Source organism: Variovorax sp. OV329 (assembly GCF_900114785.1).
In the GTDB taxonomy this organism is placed as follows: domain Bacteria; phylum Pseudomonadota; class Gammaproteobacteria; order Burkholderiales; family Burkholderiaceae_C; genus Variovorax.
The window spans coordinates 56486-72499 of sequence record NZ_FOUG01000022.1; the positions used below are offsets into that span (position 1 = coordinate 56486).

The 16014-nt window shown below is 67.8% G+C and carries 16 protein-coding genes; 11 read left to right on the forward strand and 5 right to left on the reverse strand.

Annotation, left to right across the window (positions count from 1 at the left end):
* Positions 1–119: 119 nt before the first annotated feature.
* Together BM345_RS26270 and BM345_RS26275 are read right to left on the reverse strand one after the other, a co-directional pair.
* Positions 120–3164, reverse strand: coding sequence for an FAD-binding and (Fe-S)-binding domain-containing protein (locus tag BM345_RS26270; protein ID WP_093385823.1), 3045 nt, complete (start codon positions 3162–3164; stop codon positions 120–122).
* An 11-nt stretch (positions 3165–3175) separates the two neighbouring features.
* Positions 3176–3871 carry a GntR family transcriptional regulator gene (locus BM345_RS26275; RefSeq protein ID WP_093385826.1) on the reverse strand — a complete coding sequence of 232 codons (696 nt, stop codon included), beginning with the start codon at positions 3869–3871 and terminating at the stop codon, positions 3176–3178.
* A 123-nt stretch (positions 3872–3994) separates the two neighbouring features.
* Between BM345_RS26275 and BM345_RS26280 the strand changes: the two genes are divergently transcribed.
* The 3 genes from BM345_RS26280 to BM345_RS26290 are packed head-to-tail and all read left to right on the forward strand — an operon-like array spanning position 3995 to position 7004.
* Positions 3995–5236, forward strand: a complete 1242-nt coding sequence (locus BM345_RS26280) for a pyridoxal-phosphate-dependent aminotransferase family protein (RefSeq protein WP_093385828.1) — start codon at positions 3995–3997, stop codon at positions 5234–5236.
* 35 nt (positions 5237–5271) lie between these two features.
* A complete protein-coding gene (locus BM345_RS26285; RefSeq protein WP_093385831.1) occupies positions 5272–6252 on the forward strand; it encodes a Bug family tripartite tricarboxylate transporter substrate binding protein in 981 nt (326 codons plus the stop codon).
* The gene (locus BM345_RS26290; protein WP_093385833.1) at positions 6249–7004 is read left to right on the forward strand and encodes a fumarylacetoacetate hydrolase family protein; all 756 of its coding nucleotides are present in this window, start codon (positions 6249–6251) and stop codon (positions 7002–7004) included. The genes BM345_RS26285 and BM345_RS26290 overlap by 4 nt, the downstream gene beginning before the upstream one ends.
* A 9-nt stretch (positions 7005–7013) precedes the next feature.
* Here the strand turns inward: BM345_RS26290 and BM345_RS26295 are convergent, their stop codons facing one another.
* The gene (locus BM345_RS26295; protein WP_093385836.1) at positions 7014–7859 is read right to left on the reverse strand and encodes a DUF3667 domain-containing protein; all 846 of its coding nucleotides are present in this window, start codon (positions 7857–7859) and stop codon (positions 7014–7016) included.
* An 87-nt stretch (positions 7860–7946) separates the two neighbouring features.
* Between BM345_RS26295 and BM345_RS26300 the strand changes: the two genes are divergently transcribed.
* Both BM345_RS26300 and BM345_RS26305 read left to right on the forward strand, forming a co-directional pair.
* On the forward strand, positions 7947–8585 hold the full coding sequence (locus tag BM345_RS26300) for a GDSL-type esterase/lipase family protein (protein ID WP_254790016.1): 639 nt from the start codon (positions 7947–7949) through the stop codon (positions 8583–8585).
* 139 nt (positions 8586–8724) lie between these two features.
* Positions 8725–9396 carry a hypothetical protein gene (locus BM345_RS26305; protein WP_093385839.1) on the forward strand — a complete coding sequence of 224 codons (672 nt, stop codon included), beginning with the start codon at positions 8725–8727 and terminating at the stop codon, positions 9394–9396.
* 170 nt (positions 9397–9566) lie between these two features.
* Here BM345_RS26305 and BM345_RS26310 read toward each other — a convergent pair whose 3' ends face one another.
* Positions 9567–9971, reverse strand: a complete 405-nt coding sequence (locus BM345_RS26310; protein WP_093385841.1) for an RNA recognition motif domain-containing protein — start codon at positions 9969–9971, stop codon at positions 9567–9569.
* 266 nt (positions 9972–10237) lie between these two features.
* Positions 10238–11212, reverse strand: coding sequence for a LysR family transcriptional regulator (locus BM345_RS26315; RefSeq protein ID WP_093385844.1), 975 nt, complete (start codon positions 11210–11212; stop codon positions 10238–10240).
* Positions 11213–11287: 75 nt separating this feature from the next.
* Here BM345_RS26315 and BM345_RS26320 point away from each other — a divergent pair, with 75 nt between their 5' ends.
* From BM345_RS26320 to BM345_RS26345, 6 genes are read left to right on the forward strand one after another with little or no spacing between them, the layout of a single operon-like run.
* Positions 11288–11920, forward strand: coding sequence for a hypothetical protein (locus tag BM345_RS26320; RefSeq protein ID WP_093385846.1), 633 nt, complete (start codon positions 11288–11290; stop codon positions 11918–11920).
* 13 nt (positions 11921–11933) lie between these two features.
* On the forward strand, positions 11934–12344 hold the full coding sequence (locus BM345_RS26325) for a VOC family protein (protein WP_093385849.1): 411 nt from the start codon (positions 11934–11936) through the stop codon (positions 12342–12344).
* Positions 12341–13132, forward strand: a complete 792-nt coding sequence (locus tag BM345_RS26330) for an alpha/beta fold hydrolase (protein ID WP_093385852.1) — start codon at positions 12341–12343, stop codon at positions 13130–13132. Before BM345_RS26325 ends, BM345_RS26330 begins: the two co-directional genes overlap by 4 nt.
* On the forward strand, positions 13129–13929 hold the full coding sequence (locus BM345_RS26335; RefSeq protein ID WP_093385854.1) for an ABC transporter ATP-binding protein: 801 nt from the start codon (positions 13129–13131) through the stop codon (positions 13927–13929). The genes BM345_RS26330 and BM345_RS26335 overlap by 4 nt, the downstream gene beginning before the upstream one ends.
* An 11-nt stretch (positions 13930–13940) precedes the next feature.
* The gene (locus BM345_RS26340) at positions 13941–14831 is read left to right on the forward strand and encodes an ABC transporter permease (RefSeq protein WP_217654034.1); all 891 of its coding nucleotides are present in this window, start codon (positions 13941–13943) and stop codon (positions 14829–14831) included.
* Between the two features lie 43 nt (positions 14832–14874).
* The gene (locus BM345_RS26345; protein WP_093385856.1) at positions 14875–15972 is read left to right on the forward strand and encodes an ABC transporter substrate-binding protein; all 1098 of its coding nucleotides are present in this window, start codon (positions 14875–14877) and stop codon (positions 15970–15972) included.
* Positions 15973–16014: the final 42 nt, after the last annotated feature.

A 16014-nucleotide genomic window follows, 5' to 3' on the forward strand; every position in this document is an offset into this window, starting at 1 on the left:
ACGACAGGACTTCGCGGGAGGCCCCGGGCTCGTAGGCGCGGCCCTGGTGATTCAGGACCGTTCGGCCACGACGCGAAATCGCGACCCCGTGCCGGCGACAGCCGCCCAGGGGCCGAGTCTCAGGCCAGCTGTGCGGCGAGCAAGCGCGCCACGTGAATGGCTTCGCGCTGCGCGCCGTCCGCGATCTGGTGCCGGCAGCTGGTGCCGTCGGCCACGACGATGGCGTCGGGGCGCTTGCGCACCGCGGGCAGCAGGCTGGCTTCCGCCATCTGCATCGACACCTGGTAGTGGGAAGCCTCGTAGCCGAAGCTCCCCGCCATGCCGCAGCACGAACTCTCGATCAGTTCAGGCTTAGCGCCCGGAATCATCCTGAGGACGTCCAGGATCGGACTGACGGCGCCGAAGGCCTTCTGGTGGCAGTGGCCGTGCAGCAGGATCGGCTGCGCGGTGGGCTTGAGTTCGAGTTGGAAGCGGCCGGCCTTCGCCTCACGCGCGATGAACTCCTCGAACAGCAGCGCCTGGCCGGCCACGGTCTGCGCCTTCTCGCCCAGGCCCATGACCAGTGCCTCGTCGCGCAGCGTCAGCAGGCACGAGGGCTCCAGCCCCACGACCGCGATGCCCGCCTGCGCCAGCGGCAGCAGCGCGTCGATCAGCGCGCCGGCCCTGGCCTTGGCCTCCTCCACCATGCCGCTAGCGAGGTAGGTGCGGCCGCAGCAATGGTGGCCGCCATCCTTCTGAACCGTGTGCAGCAGGTAGCCGGCGGCACGGAGCACGCGTGCGGCGGCCAGCGCGTTCTCGCTTTCGAAGTTGCCGTTGAAGGTGTCGACGAAGAGCACCGCCACCTTCTGCCCTTCTTTCGCAGCGGCGATCGCCTGGTCGCGGCTGGCGAACAGCGAGGCATCGCCGGCGCGCCAGAAGGTGTCGCTGCGCCATTCAGGCAGTGAACGCTTCGCGGAAAGCCCCAGAACCTTTTCCCCGAGCCAGCGCGCGCCCGGCACGGTGTTGCGAAGGTTGAGCAGCCACGGCACCCGGCTGGCCGCACGGGCGTAGTCCGGCAGGCGGGCGACCAGCCTGTCCTTGAGCGTGTGGCCGTGCTTCTTCTTGTAGTGCGACAGGAACTCTATCTTCATCCTGGCCATGTCCACACCCGTGGGGCAGTCGCGCTTGCAGCCCTTGCAGCCCACGCACAGGTCCATGGTCTCGTGCATGGCCTCGCTGGTGAAGGCGTCCGGCCCCAGTTGGCCCGAGATCGCAAGGCGCAGCGTGTTGGCGCGGCCCCGCGTCAGGTGCTGCTCGTCGCGCGTGACCCGGTAGCTCGGGCACATCGTGCCGGCGTCGAACTTCCTGCAGTGGCCGTTGTTGTTGCACATCTCCACGGCCTTGGCGAAGCCGCCCGTGAGGTCGCCGCCGGTGCCCGGCGCCGTGGTCACTTCCGTCACCGGATCGGCCTGCACGTTCCACGCGGACCAGTCGAGCACCGGCGTGAGCGGGATGCGCCTGTACGGCCGCGGCGCGGTCTCGGGCGCGAAGCGGAACAGGCTGGCGTCGTCCATCTTCGGCGGATCGATGATCTTCCCGGGGTTGAAGAGGTTGATCGGATCGAGCTTGTTCTTGATGGAGCGGAAGGCCTCGTTGAGCGCCGGGCCGAACTGCCATTCGATCCACTCGCCGCGGCACAGGCCGTCGCCGTGCTCGCCGCTGAAGGCGCCCTTGTACTTGCGCACCAGCGCGCTCGCCTCCTCGGCAATCGCCCGCATCTTGGCAGCGCCGTCGGCGCGCATGTCCAGGATGGGCCGCACGTGCAGCGTGCCCACCGACGCATGGGCGTACCAGGTGCCCCGGCTGCCGTACTTCGCGAACACCTCGGTAAGCCCGTCGGTGTATTCCGCCAGGTGCTCCAGCGGCACGGCGCAGTCCTCGATGAAGCTAACGGGCTTGCCGTCGCCCTTGAGGCTCATCATGATGTTGAGCCCCGCCTTGCGCACTTCCCACAGGTTCTTCTGCGGCGCATCGTCCTGCATCTCGACCACGCTGCCCGGCAGGCCGAGCTCGCCCATCAGCTCGACCAGGTCCTTGAGCCTGGGCAGCAGCGATGCCTTGTCGCCGCCCGAGAACTCGACCAGCAGGATCGCGGCGGGCCGGCCGACCAACGCCGTCTCGACGGTGGGGCGGAAGGCCGGGTTGGCCAAGCTCAGCTCGATCATCGTGCGGTCGACCAGTTCGACCGCCGTGGGGCCGAGCTTCACGATGTGCTGGGCCGAATCCATCGCCGCATGGAAGCTGGGGAAGTTGACGATGCCCAGCACCTTGGCGCGCGGCAGCTCGCTCAGCTTCAGCGTCAGGCTGCGGGTGTAGGCCAGCGTGCCTTCCGCGCCGATCAGCAGGTGCGCGAGGTTGACGCTGCCATCGGCCGTGTACGGCTTCTCGCTCTGGTTGTCGAAGATGTCGAGGTTGTAGCCCGCGACACGGCGCATCACCTTGGGCCAGTTCGAATGGATCTGCTCGCGGTGCTGCAGCGCCAGCTGCTGCACGTGCTGCGCGATGTCGCTGGCACGCCCGCTCAGCGCCGACACCGGGCCGAAGTCGACCAGTTCGCCATCGGACAGCCAGGCGCTCGCGCCGGCCACGTTGTGCACCATGTTGCCGTAGGCAATGGAGCGCGAGCCGCAGGAGTTGTTGCCGGCCATGCCGCCCAGCGTGGCTTGCGCGCTGGTGGACACGTCGACGGGATACCAGAGCCCGTGCGGCTTGAGCTGGGCATTGAGGTGATCGAGCACGATGCCCGGCTCGACCGTGACGGTACGGCGCTCCAGGTCCAGGTCCAGCACGCTTCGGAAGTGCTTGCTGTTGTCGATGACCAGCGCTGCACCCGTGGTCTGGCCGCACTGGCTGGTGCCGCCGCCACGTGCCAGGACCGGCACCTTGAGATCGCGCGCCACGTCGATGGCGGTCGCGATGTCGCGCTCGGTCCTGGGGACCAGCACGCCCACGGGCATGATCTGGTAGATGGACGCGTCTGTCGCGTAGCGGCCGCGCGAAGCGGCGTCGAACAGCACTTCGCCCTGGGTCTCGGCCGCCAGGCGCCTGGCGAGGGCCTCGCAGGTGTCGTTGGGGGGCAGGACGGTACCGGCTGGCTGGAGATGGCTCGCGGGCTCGATGCGCATGGGGTCAGGCTTCAGGTCTTGGCCGCGTTGGACCGTGGATAGATTTCACCGGCGCGCAGCAACTCCAGCACCGTGTCGCGCTTGCGGTTCAGGTGCTCGATCAGCACCTGGCGCATCGCGACGGGGTCGTGCGCAGCGAGCGCCTCGATCATCCGGCCGTGCTCCGCGACCGCGCTCGCCCACTTGGCTTCGTTCTGGTTGGTGCGAAAGCGCAGCGACTGCACGCGCGCGTTGATGGACCGGTAGGTGCTCGTCAGCACCGGGTTGCCGGCCGCGTCGTTGATCGCCGCATGGATGCGCGCGTTGATGCGGTAGTAGCCCGAGAGGTCGCGCCGCGAGAAGCAGGCCAACATCTCGTAGTGCAGCGCACGCAGCTCGGCCAGCTCCTCGTCGGAGATGCGCTGCGCCGCCAATTCGCCCGACAGGGCTTCGAGCGCCGAGAGCAATTCGAAGGTGTTGATCACGTCGGCCTCAGTCAGCTTGACCGCCACTGCGCCGCGATTGGGCAGCAGGTCCACCAGGCCCTCCGCCGCCAGCAGCTTGATGGCCTCGCGCAGCGGCGTGCGCGAGACGCGCAACTGCTCGCACAGCTCGCGCTCGTTGAGCTTGGCGCCGGGGGCGATGTGGCCCTCGATGAGCATCGTCCGCAGCCGCGACGCCACCTGGTCATGCAGCGCGAGACGCGAGATTTCGATCACTTCCGCCATGGTTTTCTTCCTTCGGTTGCATTTTGAATGCAATTTCCCGGGCACTCAATCCCTAGATCTAGGGGATAACCATCAGATCGTTTTGTGTTTTGAATGCAAAACTGGCGCCGAAAGGACGGCCCCATGCTTCAACTCGATTCCCACCCCACCGGCAGGCACTTCCTGCAGATCCCCGGCCCGAGCCCGGTGCCCGACCGCATCCTGCGCGCCATGAGCCTGCCCACCATCGACCATCGGGGGCCCGAGTTCGGCGTGCTCGGCCGCCAGGTGCTGAGCGGCATCAGGCAGGTCTTCAAGACGCAGCACCCGGTCATCATCTATCCGGCTTCGGGCACCGGCGCGTGGGAAGCGGCGCTGTCGAACACGCTGAGCCCCGGCGACCACGTGCTCATGTACGAGACCGGCCACTTCGCCTCGCTCTGGCAGAAGATGGCCACGCGGCTGGGCATCTCGACCGAGTTCCTGGCCTTCAATGGCTCCGACGAACATCTTCCGCAGGCGCCCGGATGGCGCCGCGGCGTGCAGGCGGACCTGATCGAGGCGCGCCTGCGCAAGGACAGCGAGAAGAAGATCAAGGCCGTGTGCGTGGTGCACAACGAGACCTCGACCGGCGTCACCTCCGACATTGCCTCGGTGCGCCGCGCCATCGATGCCGCCGGCCACCCCGCGCTGCTGATGGTCGACAGCATCTCCGGCCTCGCCAGCGCGGACTTCCGGCATGACGAATGGGGCGTGGACGTCACCATCAGCGGCTCGCAGAAGGGCCTGATGCTGCCGCCGGGCATCAGCTTCAACGCCATCTCGCCGCGTGCGCTCGAAGCGATGAAGAGCGCGAAGCTGCCGCGCTCCTTCTGGGCCTGGGACGAGATCGTCGAGATGAACAAGGACGGCTACTGGCCCTACACGCCCAACACCAACCTGCTCTACGGCCTCTCGGAGGCGCTGGACATGATCCTCGGCGAAGGCCTGGACAAGGTGTTCGCCCGCCACCAGCGCTGGGGTGCCGGCGTGCGCGCCGCGGTCAACGCATGGGGCCTGCCGATCCAGTGCGCCGACCCGGCCGTGTACTCCCCGGTGCTTACCGGCGTGATCACGCCCGAAGGCGTCGATGCGGACGCGGTGCGCCGCCTGATCCACCAGCGCTTCGACCTGTCCCTGGGCACGGGGCTGGGCAAGCTCAAGGGCCGCATGTTCCGCATGGGGCACCTGGGCGACAGCAACGACCTGACGCTCGTCGCCATGGTCGCCGGCGTCGAGATGGGGCTGAAGCTCTCCGGCGTGAAGCTCGCCGGCAGCGGCGTGCAGGCCACGATGGATTACTTCGCCGGCCATGCGGCGCCGGCCGCCCTGCAGAAGGCGGCCTGAGGGTTCACGCGTTCGATCATAAAAACGGAGACAACATGCAACGACGTTCCTTCATCCAGGCCGCAGGCGTTGCCGCGGCGGCCACCCTGGGCGTGCCCCAGGTGTTCGCGCAGGACTGGCCCTCGGGGCCGGTGCGCATCGTGGTCGGCTTTCCGCCAGGGGGCGGCACGGATGCGCTGGCCCGGGTGGTCGCGCAGAAGTTGACGGAGATGTGGAACAAGCCGGTCATCGTCGAGAACAAGGGCGGCGTGGCCGGCGTGCTGGCGGCCGAGTACGTGGCGACGCAGCCCAGCGACGGCAGCACGCTGCTGATGGCGCACATCAACAGCCACGCCCTGGCGCCCAGCCTGCAGCCCAAGCTGCGCTACAACGTGGAACGCGACTTCGTGCCCATCGTGCTGGTCGGCGTCACGCCCAACCTGCTGATCGCCAGCCCCACGCAGAAGGCCGTGACGGTGAAGGACATCACGGCCCTGTGCACCGCCGAGCCAGGCAAGGTGAGCTTCGGCTCGGCCGGCGCGGGCTCCGCCCAGCACCTGGCGCTGGAGATGTACAAGCTGCAGGCCAAGGTGGACGCGATGCACGTGCCGTACAAGGGCAGCGGTCCCCTGCTGGCCGACCTGATGGGCAGCCAGATTCAGTACAGCTTCGAGACGATGACGGCCGCCACGCCGCACGTGAAGAGCGGCAAGGTGATCGGCGTCGCGCAGACGCGGCTCAAGCGTGCCAAGGGGCATCCGGGCATCCCGACCATGCAGGAGCAAGGCTTCGAAGGCTTCGAAGCCACCACCTGGTACGGGCTCGCCGGCCCCGGCAAGCTGCCGGCCAGCGTCGCCGACAAGATCAACCGCGATGTCAACACCGTGCTGGCCATGCCCGACGTGCAGGAGAAGCTCGACAACTACGGCGCCGAGGACGGTGGCGGCTCGCGCGAGAAGTTCGCCAGGTTCATCTCGAGCGAGATCGAGAAGTGGGGCCGCGTCGTCAAGGACGGCAACGTGAAGGTGGACGCATGACCGACCTGGCGAGCACCCTGGCCTCGGCCTGGCGCGAGGGCCGCACCCTGGATGCCGCGCCGTGGCAGGACGGTATTGCCGACGCGGCGCAGGCATACGACGCGCAGGACCGCCTGGCGCAGGCGATGGGCTGGTTCGGCACGGCCGTCCCCGGCCACTGGAAGTCCGGCGGCCCCTCGCGCGAGGCGGTGCTGACGCATGCACCCCTGCCGCCGTCGGGCGTGCGCGCCAGCGTAGCGGACTACAGCGACATGCATTTCCACCGTCCCGGCATCGAATCCGAGATTGCGCTGCGCCTGGGATCCGCCGTGACACCCGAAGCCGCCGCGGCGCTCACGCCGGAAGGTGCGGCAGCCCTGGTCGATGCGATGACCGTCTCGATCGAGATCGTCGACTCGCGCTGGGAGGACCCGGCCAATGCCTCTGCTCTGCTGCGCCTGGCCGACCTGCAATCGCACGGTGCGCTGGTCCTGGGCGCCTGGGTGCCTTACGCCCCGCGCGACTGGGCGGCGCAGACCTGCGAGACGCGCATCGGCGCCCATGCACCCGATCTGCGCCAGGGCGCGCACTCGCTGGGCGACCCGGCGTGGCTGCTGCCGACCTGGCTGCGGCATGCGACTCGCCACGGCGCCACCGTGCCCGCCGGCACCGTCGTCACCACCGGCTCGTGGGTCGGCGTGCTGCCGATCCGCAAGGGCGAGACGGTGGCGGTCGAGTTCCCGGGCATCGGGCGGGCCGAAGCACGTCTTTGAGCGCCAGCCTCAGGCTGCGTACAAGGTGATCAGGAAGAGCGTGAAGCGGTAGCCCAGCACGATGAGGCCCACTGCCACGGCCAGGACAGCGGCCTGCACCACCCGCGCGACGCCCTTGGCCTGATAGACCGTCCCGATGGCCGCGTACAGGTAGATCGCGCAGGCGGCAAGGTTCGCGACGCTGAGCACGTTGTCGACCAGGGGCGTGTTGAGGTCCCCGATTCCCGACCACTCGCACACCTTGGCCGCCAGCAGGGCCAGGCAGAACACCAGCAGCAGGAAGGTGTAGAGGTGCAGGGAAAAGACGACGTGGAGCATGAAGGGCCGGCGCCTGCGGAAGAACATCAAGGGCAGCAGCGCAGCGAAGGGAACGGTCATCAGCACGATGAGCGACTTGGCGTGCAGGACGACCGCGCGATCGAAGACCGGCGCGAAGGTCTCCAGCGGTGTCCCGGTCTCCTCCAGCCGCCTTGCCAGCAGCGATTGAGCCAGTTCGCTCCAGTCCTGCTGGTGGAGGTGGGAGTGCAGGGTCGAGCTGAAGACGTTGATGCCCGTCAACGACTGCAGGAAGAAAAAGATCACATTGGCGATGAGGAAGAGCTGGAAGGGCGCGACGTAGGGTTTGCGCACGCCCTCCGTCCAGGCCAGCGTGAGTTCCCCGGGCCGAAGGACGAGGCGGCGCGTCGTGCGCAGCACCCGTGCGTCGATGCTGGTGAGGGCGTGAAACAGCTTTTCCGACAGGCCGCGCAGCGTCAGGTCATTCGGCTTGAGCGGCTCTTCCCCGCAGACCGGGCAGAAGGGCGTCGGCACACTGGTCTTGCAGGTGGGACAGGTCCGGGGTGCTGGCTCGGCCATGGCATCGCTCCATTGCGGTCTGGGCGCATTGTCGACCAGTACCCCCTCGGCGTGCTGCCGCGGAGGCGCGTGCTACCTTCACCCTCGATGATCAAGCGACGACAACTGCTCCTGCTGGCCGGCCTGCCGCCTGCCCTTGCCCTCGCGGCCTGCGGAAAGCGCAAAACGACCGCGACCGCATTGAAGTCCGATGCGCGCGTGCTGGCGCTGGGCGACAGCCTGACTGCCGGCTATGGCGCCACGGCCGAACAGTCCTGGCCAACGATCCTGGCGCAGCTGACCGGCTGGCAGATCGACAACGAAGGCCTCAACGGCGACACCTCTGCCGGGGCACTGCAGCGCCTGCAGGCCCTGCTGGCCGATGGGCACTATGACGCGGTGCTGGTGGGCATCGGCGGGAACGACATGCTGCGCGGCATGTCCATGCAGGCGACCAAGGACAACGTCGCCGCCATCGTGCGCGCCGGCCTCGCGCACACCCCCTACGTCGCGCTCATTGCGACGCCGGCGCCCGAGCCGCTTCGCGCATCGATGGGGTCGCTCAGCGACGCCGGCTTCTACGAAGAGGTGGCAAGGGCCGAGAAGGCGCTGCTGATTCCGCAGGTGTATTCCGCCGTGCTGTCCGACGCGGCACTGCGCTCGGACCGGATCCATGCCAATGCCCAGGGCTACGCCTTGATCGCGCAGCAACTGGCCGACCGACTGAAGGCCGCCGGCTGGCGCTGAGTCCATCCTGGTCGCCGACTCGACGCGACGCCGCTGGCCGATGCCACGACCGAGCGCTGCTTTGGCACAACATTCGCCCGTTCTCAAGCGACAGGACGTGTGCTGAAATCTCGGCTCCACAGGACGGAGCAGGCAGGAGATGGCACCCATCATGGCCACAAGGCTGGCAACGGTCCTCGCAGCAGCGCTGCTTTGTGCTTGCGCTACCCAGCCGCCTGCGGGACCGGGCATCGGCTCGGGCGCGGCCTACGTGCCGGTCGTCGACATGGACGGCGTGAATCCCCAGACGCTGGCTTCGGATGTAGGCATCTGTCGCGAAGCGGCCTCCAGCGTACGGGTGATGCGCGCCAGGGAGCGCAATGACGTCAGCGACGTCATCGTGATCAGCGCGGGCCTCTTCGTGCCCTACGGGCTGGTGAGCATGGCCGCAGCGGCGGGTGTCGCGGCCGTATTCCTCGACGATGGAGTGACCCAGCCAGCGGACGACGCACTGCAGCAGAAGACGCTGGTCAACTGCATGGCGCGCAAGGGCTACCGCAACCTCGATCCGAACGTGACGGTGAGCTATCTCCCTCAGGCGCCCGCCGCGCCGCCGGCCCTGGCGCCGCCCACCGGGCGCGACGGCTACGTCGCCGAAAGCTACGCGAAATCAAACGTCTGCCAGGGCGAGCCAGCGAAGGCCGTGCTGTCAGGCAAGGGACCGGGCTTTGAGCGCTACAGCGTCAACTGCGGCGACGCGGCGGGCGTTGCCTTGCGCTGCGAGTTTGGCCACTGCGCGCCGGAGACGACCGCAGTAGGCCGGCAGCCCTGACGCCTGGCCGCTTTCTCCCTTGAATCCGCGGGTCGTTGAAGATCAGCGGGGCAATGCCAGGACAGCCAGGGACCGCCTGTGCCCCTCGGTGAGGAGTCGGGAGGCATCCTGGATGCACGGGCCCGGCAAGCGCAAAAAAAAGCTCCCGAAGGAGCTTTCAGAGCTAGTGCTTAGTAGCCGCCGCGGCCACCGCCACCGCCGCCACTGCGATTGCCGCCGCCATAGCCGCCGCCGCCACCGCCGCCATAGCCGCCGCCGCCACCACCGCCATAACCGCCGCCGCTGCGACCACCACCACCGCCGTAGCCGCCACCTGCGGGACGGGGCTCCATGGGACGGGCCTCATTCACAGTCAGGCTGCGACCGCCGAGCGATTGGCCATTGAGGCCTTCGATGGCCGCCTGCGCTTCCGCGTCGGTGCCCATTTCGACGAAGCCGAAGCCCTTGGAGCGGTCGGTATCGCGCTCCATCATCACCTTGGCGCTGGCGACCGAGCCGTATTGGCTGAAAGCCTGTTGAAGATCGTTGTCGCGCACGGAGTAGGCGAGGTTGCCTACGTAAAGTTTCTTGCCCATTCAGGACTCCTGTTCAAACCAAAAAAACGAAGCGGGAGTCCCAGAGTCACAACAAACAAATAATGCGCTGTGGCGCGAAACCAGCCGATCGCCGGACACGGACCGTCCACCAATGGACCGGTTCGTCCCTATATTGTCGTTCATTTGACGAGGTTTGGGAAAGTTCCCTGCTTGGCCCTTGACTTTACCTGACTGGCGTCAGGGCGCCAGGGACAATATGCGGCTGGCGCGCAGGGGCTACTTCCAGAACATCTGACCTGGTGCCGCTACACGGCGGCGGCATGCTTCATGCGCAGCGCGGTCTCGACCACCACGCTGCGCAGCGATTGCACCGTGGGGTGGGATTCCACTTCCTTCAGGGTGAAGAAGCTCACCGGCGGCAGGTTCCAGTTCAGCCGGTAAGGCAGCGCGGCCCATTGGGATGAGCGCTCCATCTCCACCATGACGTCGCGCGCGAACATGGTGATGGCGTTGGGCTCCTGGCGCAGCACCATCTCGATGCTGCGCAGCGAGGTGCTCTCCAGGATGGGCATGGGCGGCTGGACGCCTGCACCGACGAAGACCGCGTTGTAGGTCCGGCGCATGGGCGTGTTGGGCGGCGGCAGGATCCAGTCCAGCTGCGCGAGACGGGCCCAGTCCAGCGGCCCGCGCGAGAGGCGCGCGACGTTCTTCGCGCCCACCACGAGGCAGGGCTCCTGCTCGTAGATGGCCTGCTGCACCAGCCCGCTCGCCTCGCCGTCGTACGAGCGGCCGATGGCGCAGTCGATCTCGCGTGCAAGAAGGCTGGCCACCAGTTCGTCCGTGGTGCCTTCACGCACCATCACCGAAATGCGTGGCGAGCGGTCCAGCAGATGCGTCAGGGCCGCCGCCATGAGCTGATGCGGCACCTGCTGCGTCAGGCCCAGCCGCAGGCGTCCGCCGCGTCCCGCTTCCAGCGAGGTGAGAACACGCGTGGTCGCTTCGAGCTCGGCGAGCCAGCGGCGTGCGCAATGCAGCGCGGCCTCTCCCGCAGCAGTCGGCACGAGACCGCGGCTCGTGCGGTCGAAAAGCCTGCTGCCGAAGATGTCCTCGACCTCGTGCAGCGCCTTGGTGATGGCCGGCTGGCTGAGCTGCATCTCGGCGGCCACGCGGACCAGCGAGCGATGCCGGTCGATGGCCTGCAGCAAGGAGAGTTGCCGCAGCTTCAGACGGGAAAGCAACGCGTGCTGCAGGGCAGCGGCAGGGTCCTGGACAGACGGCAAGGACTTAACTCCACGGTTATAGGTCTATCAGAAATTATTTCATTTTTGTGAATTGCGAGTCCTAGACTTTTCCCCATGGACCCGATCGACGCACCGAAGACCGCCGCCATCACGGCCGAGTTTCTGGACGAGCTCGCGCAGGCGCGCACTGCCGGCGAAGCGCTGTGGCGCATCGACCGCCAGCGCCTGCTGATCGCGCCAGGCGGCATCTTCAGCATCCAGCAGAACGTGACGACCGCAAACGACGCGGCTGGCGAGATCCGGCTGCGCCGCTTCTACTCGTCGGAGGGCGGAAGCTTCCCGGTCAATGGCACGAAGCGCAAGACGCTGACGCCCTGGACGGAATGCCTTTTCGCGCACAGCCGCGTGTTCGTCGGCGAGGGCGAGCATGTGCTCGCGCAGACCTTCGACGACTTCGAGCAGCTGCGCGCCTACAAGCTGCGCAGCGTGGTGAACGTGCCGATGATGCAGGGCAAGCTCTGCTACGCCACCTTCAACGTCTTCGGCACGCTCGCCCGCTGGCAGCCGGAGCAAGTCCTGGGCATCCGGCTGCTGGCGCTGGCCTGCGCGCGCTGGGTCACGCCCACGCCCGGCCTGGCCTACCGCGTGCCGGGCGCGTCCCCTGTCGCGCCCATCCGGGACGACTCCGATGCCTTGCCCTCTCCCGGCCTCGATGCCGAAGGCAGGGTGTCGGAGCGCCTCAACTGAAAAGGGGAACACGATGCCAGTGACTGCCCTGCACCACTTCACGATCCGCTGCACGCCGGACGAGCTGCCGCCGCTGCTGGACTTCTACACCCGCGTGATGCGCCTGACGGCCGGTGCGCGCCCGGAGATTCCGGCGCCCGGAGCGTGGCTCTATGCCGACGGCCAGCCGATCGTCCATCTCTACGCTCACCTGTCGACGCCCGACGAGCCGGTGAACCTTGCCACCGGCCACCTCGACCACATCTCCTTCCGTTCGCGCGGCATCGTCGAAATGCGAGAACACCTGCGCGCAATGGACGTGCCCTTCGCCGAGGCGCCCATCCCCGGCTGGGCGATCCAACAGCTCTTCCTGCACGATCCGCGCGGCCTCAAGATCGAGATGACCTTCTGGATGGACCAGGAAGAGCAAGGAGGCGCCGCATGACGCGCTTCGTCCAGGCCGGCGACCTCCGCATCGCGTTCGACCGCGAGGGCGAGGGTCCCCCGCTGCTGCTGATGCACGGCGCGGAGGCCTCGCGGCAGATGTTCTCTGCGCTGGTGCCGCACCTGGCGAAGCACTTCACCGTGATTGCCTACGACCAGCGCGATTGCGGCGAGACCGAGGGGCCGGACCACGCATCGACGCTCACGGATCTCGCCAAGGATGCACAGGCACTCGTCACGGCGCTGGGCTTGCGGCGGGTGCACGTGTTCGGTTCCTCCTTCGGCGGGCGGGTGGCGCAGGCGCTGGCGTTGCTCTACCCGCGCCTGGTCGACCACCTGGTGCTGGGCAGTACCTGGCCACTGCCCAGGCCCTACGAGGAACTGTGCCCCGACGCACGCCGGCTCGTGGAACTGCGGCGCGGCCTGCCCGGCACGGCCGAGGAACTCGCGACCTGGTTCTTCCCCGAAGCGTTCCTCGAGAAGCGGCCGGAGTTGCGGCGCATCTTTGCCAACGCCAGGCCCGAATCGGCGCGCTCCGCCCGCCGTGCCGCAACCGTGGCGACGGCCTTCGACAAGGGAGTGGCCGACATCGTCGCGCCCACGCTGGTACTGGCCGGCGAACTCGATCGCGTGGTGCCGCCGGCCGTGACGCTCGCGATGGCGGCCCGGATCCGCGGTGCCGACGCGGCGCTGCTGCCCGCCATCGGCCACGTCACCGCGATGCAGGCACCCGAGGTGCTGGCGCATCACATCGTCCGCTTCCTGAATCCAGAAGGAGCCAAGCCATGAGAATGAACCAGCAACGCGCACGCGGGCGGCCCGACTACATCCGCATCGAAGGACTCTCCAAGCACTTCGGCGATGGCGGCGAAGGCGTGCTGGCCCTCAAGGGCATCGATTGCACCATCGAGCAGGGCAGCTTCGTGACCATCGTCGGCCCCAGCGGCTGCGGCAAGAGCACCTTGCTGCGCATCCTCGCCGGCCTGCTGGACTACGACATCGGCCAGGTCGTGCTCGACGAGCAGCCGATCCGAGGCACGCGGCGCGACGTGGGCGTGGTGTTCCAGAGCTCGATCCTGCTGCCCTGGCGCACCATTCTCGAGAACGTGATGTTGCCGGCCGAGGTGCTGGGCATCCCGACGAAGCAGGCGTGCGAGCGCGCGATGCAGCTGCTGCACATGGTCCGGCTCGACGGCTTCGAGCACAAGCTGCCCCGCCAGCTGAGCGGCGGCATGCAGCAGCGCGCCTCGATCGCCCGGGCCCTGCTGCACGACCCGAAGATCCTGCTGATGGACGAGCCCTTCGGCGCCCTGGACGCGATGACGCGCGAGCGCATGAACCTGGAGCTGCAGCGCATCTGGATGGAAAGCGGCAAGACCGTCGTGCTCATCACCCACTCGATCCCCGAGGCGGTGTTCCTCGGCGACCGGGTGTTCGTGATGTCTCCGCGCCCCGGCACGCTGGAGCGCGTGCTGCCCATCGACCTGCCGCGTCCGCGCTCGATGGAGGTGATGTCCCACCCCGTCTTCGCCGCCGCATCGGCATCCATCCGCGAGCGCTTCTCGCACGCCGCTTCCTTCGACTGAGAGGTGCTTCCATGACCACCGCCATGCTCACCACCAACGATTCAATCGCGGAGACCGGGGATGCCGCAGCCCGCCCCGCGAAGTCGAACCAGAAGCGCCGCGCCAACCCGCTCGCGTCGACGCGGGTGCAGTCGATCCTGCTGCTCATCGCACTGCTCGGTTCGTGGGAAGGGGCCGTGCGGCTGTTCAAGGTGCCCAGGCACCTGGTGCCGCCGGTCAGCGACATCGCAGTCGCCCTCTGGCGCGGCCTGGCAACGGGTCCGCTCGCGAAGGACGGCTTCTGGTACCACGGCGGCGTGACCGTGGCCGAAATCCTGCTGGGCTTCCTGATCGGCAGCGGCATCGGCCTGGCGATCGGCATCGTCGTGTCGCAGATGCCCAGGGTCGAGGCCCTGCTGGAGCCCTACGTCGCCGCCCTGCAGAGCGTGCCCAAGGTGGCGATCGCGCCCATCATCGTGGTGTGGCTGGGCTTTGGCATCGGCTCCAAGGTGGTGATCATCTGCCTGCTCACCTTCTTCCCGGTGCTGGTCACCAGCATCGCGGGCTTCAAGGCGGTGGACCCCGACCGCATCGACCTGCTGCGCTCGCTGTCCGCAACGCAGTGGCAGATCTTTCGCAAGGCGAAGTTTCCGAGCGCCCTGCCCTACATCTTTGCGGGCCTGAACATGGCCGCGGCCTTCAGCGTGGTGGGCGCGGTGGTCGGCGAGTTCGTCGGCGCGCAGGCCGGGCTCGGGGTGCTGATCCTGCAGATGGAGGCGCAGGCCGACACCGGCGGCAGCTTCGCGGTGTGCGTGGTGCTGTCGGTGATCGGCATCGCACTCACCGGCTTCTTGCGCCGCATCCAGCGCCGCGTGCTGCACTGGATGCCGCCCGACACCTCGCAGCGGACGGTCAATGTCTGAACGCCCTGCCCGTTCCATCAGTTTCTTCGTGAAGGAGTGAACCATGTTGACGCGACGTGATTTCGGCCTGGGCCTCGGCGCCATGGGTCTGGCCGCGGGCCTGCCGGCGCTGGCGCAGAGCGTGCGGATGATGCGGGTGGCCAACACCGCGGCGGTGAACGATCCGCAGCAGTGCTTCTGCACCGCGGGCCAGCATCCCAAGCTCAATTTCTACAAGCCCAAGGGCGTGGACGTGGAGTACGTCAACATGTCCAGCATGACGCAGGCGCTGCAGAGCCTGCGCGGCGGGCATGTGGAGTTCGGGCCGGCCGTGCCCGGCGTGCTGCTGCCGGCAATGGCCAAGGACCCGGGGCTGGACCTGGTGGTCGTCTACAAGTGGCTGCCGCGCAATGCGAACGTGATCGTGGTCAAGCCAGGCAGCCCGATCAAGTCGGCGGCGGACCTGGCGGGCAAGCGCATCGGGGTGCGCAGCCAGGGCGACACCGGCATCGTCATCACCAAGACCGTGCTGGCCGAACTGGGGCTGAAGGACGACAAGTGCGAGTACATCGCCATCGGCGACGGCGCGCCTGCGGGCGCGGCCATCGACAACGACCGGGTGGATGCGATGGTGGCCTTCGACACCGCCACCGCCCGCATCGAGCTGGTGGGAACCAAGCTGCGCTACGTGCCGCTCCCGCCGAAGTTCGCACAGCTGGGCTCGGGCTGGATGTGCGTGCCCCGCAAGCTCCTGAAGGAGGATCGCAAGTCCCTCGTGGCCCTGTTCCAGGGCATCGCCAAGTCCACGATCTTCTCGAACACGAACCTCGATACCGCCATCGACCTGCACTGGGCGGTGTATCCCGAGAGCCGGCCCAAGGGCCGCAGCGAGGAGGAGGCGCGCAAGGAGCTGGCCTTCATCCTCAAGGACCGAAAGAACAGCTGGATGCGCCGCCCGGACGATCCGGATCAGCGCATGGGCGCATCGTCCCTGGCCGAATGGAAGGCCAACATCGAGATGACAGCCGAGAGCACCAGGAACCCGAAGCTGGCCGAGGAGCTCGGCGACCCCAATCGCCTGTTCACCAACGAGTTGATCGACGACATCAACGCCTTCGACAAGCAGGCGGTGGTCCAGATGGCCAGGGAGTTCAAGCTGTAGCCAGCCGGCCGACCCTTTTGGCAATCGACGACTCTCGTATCC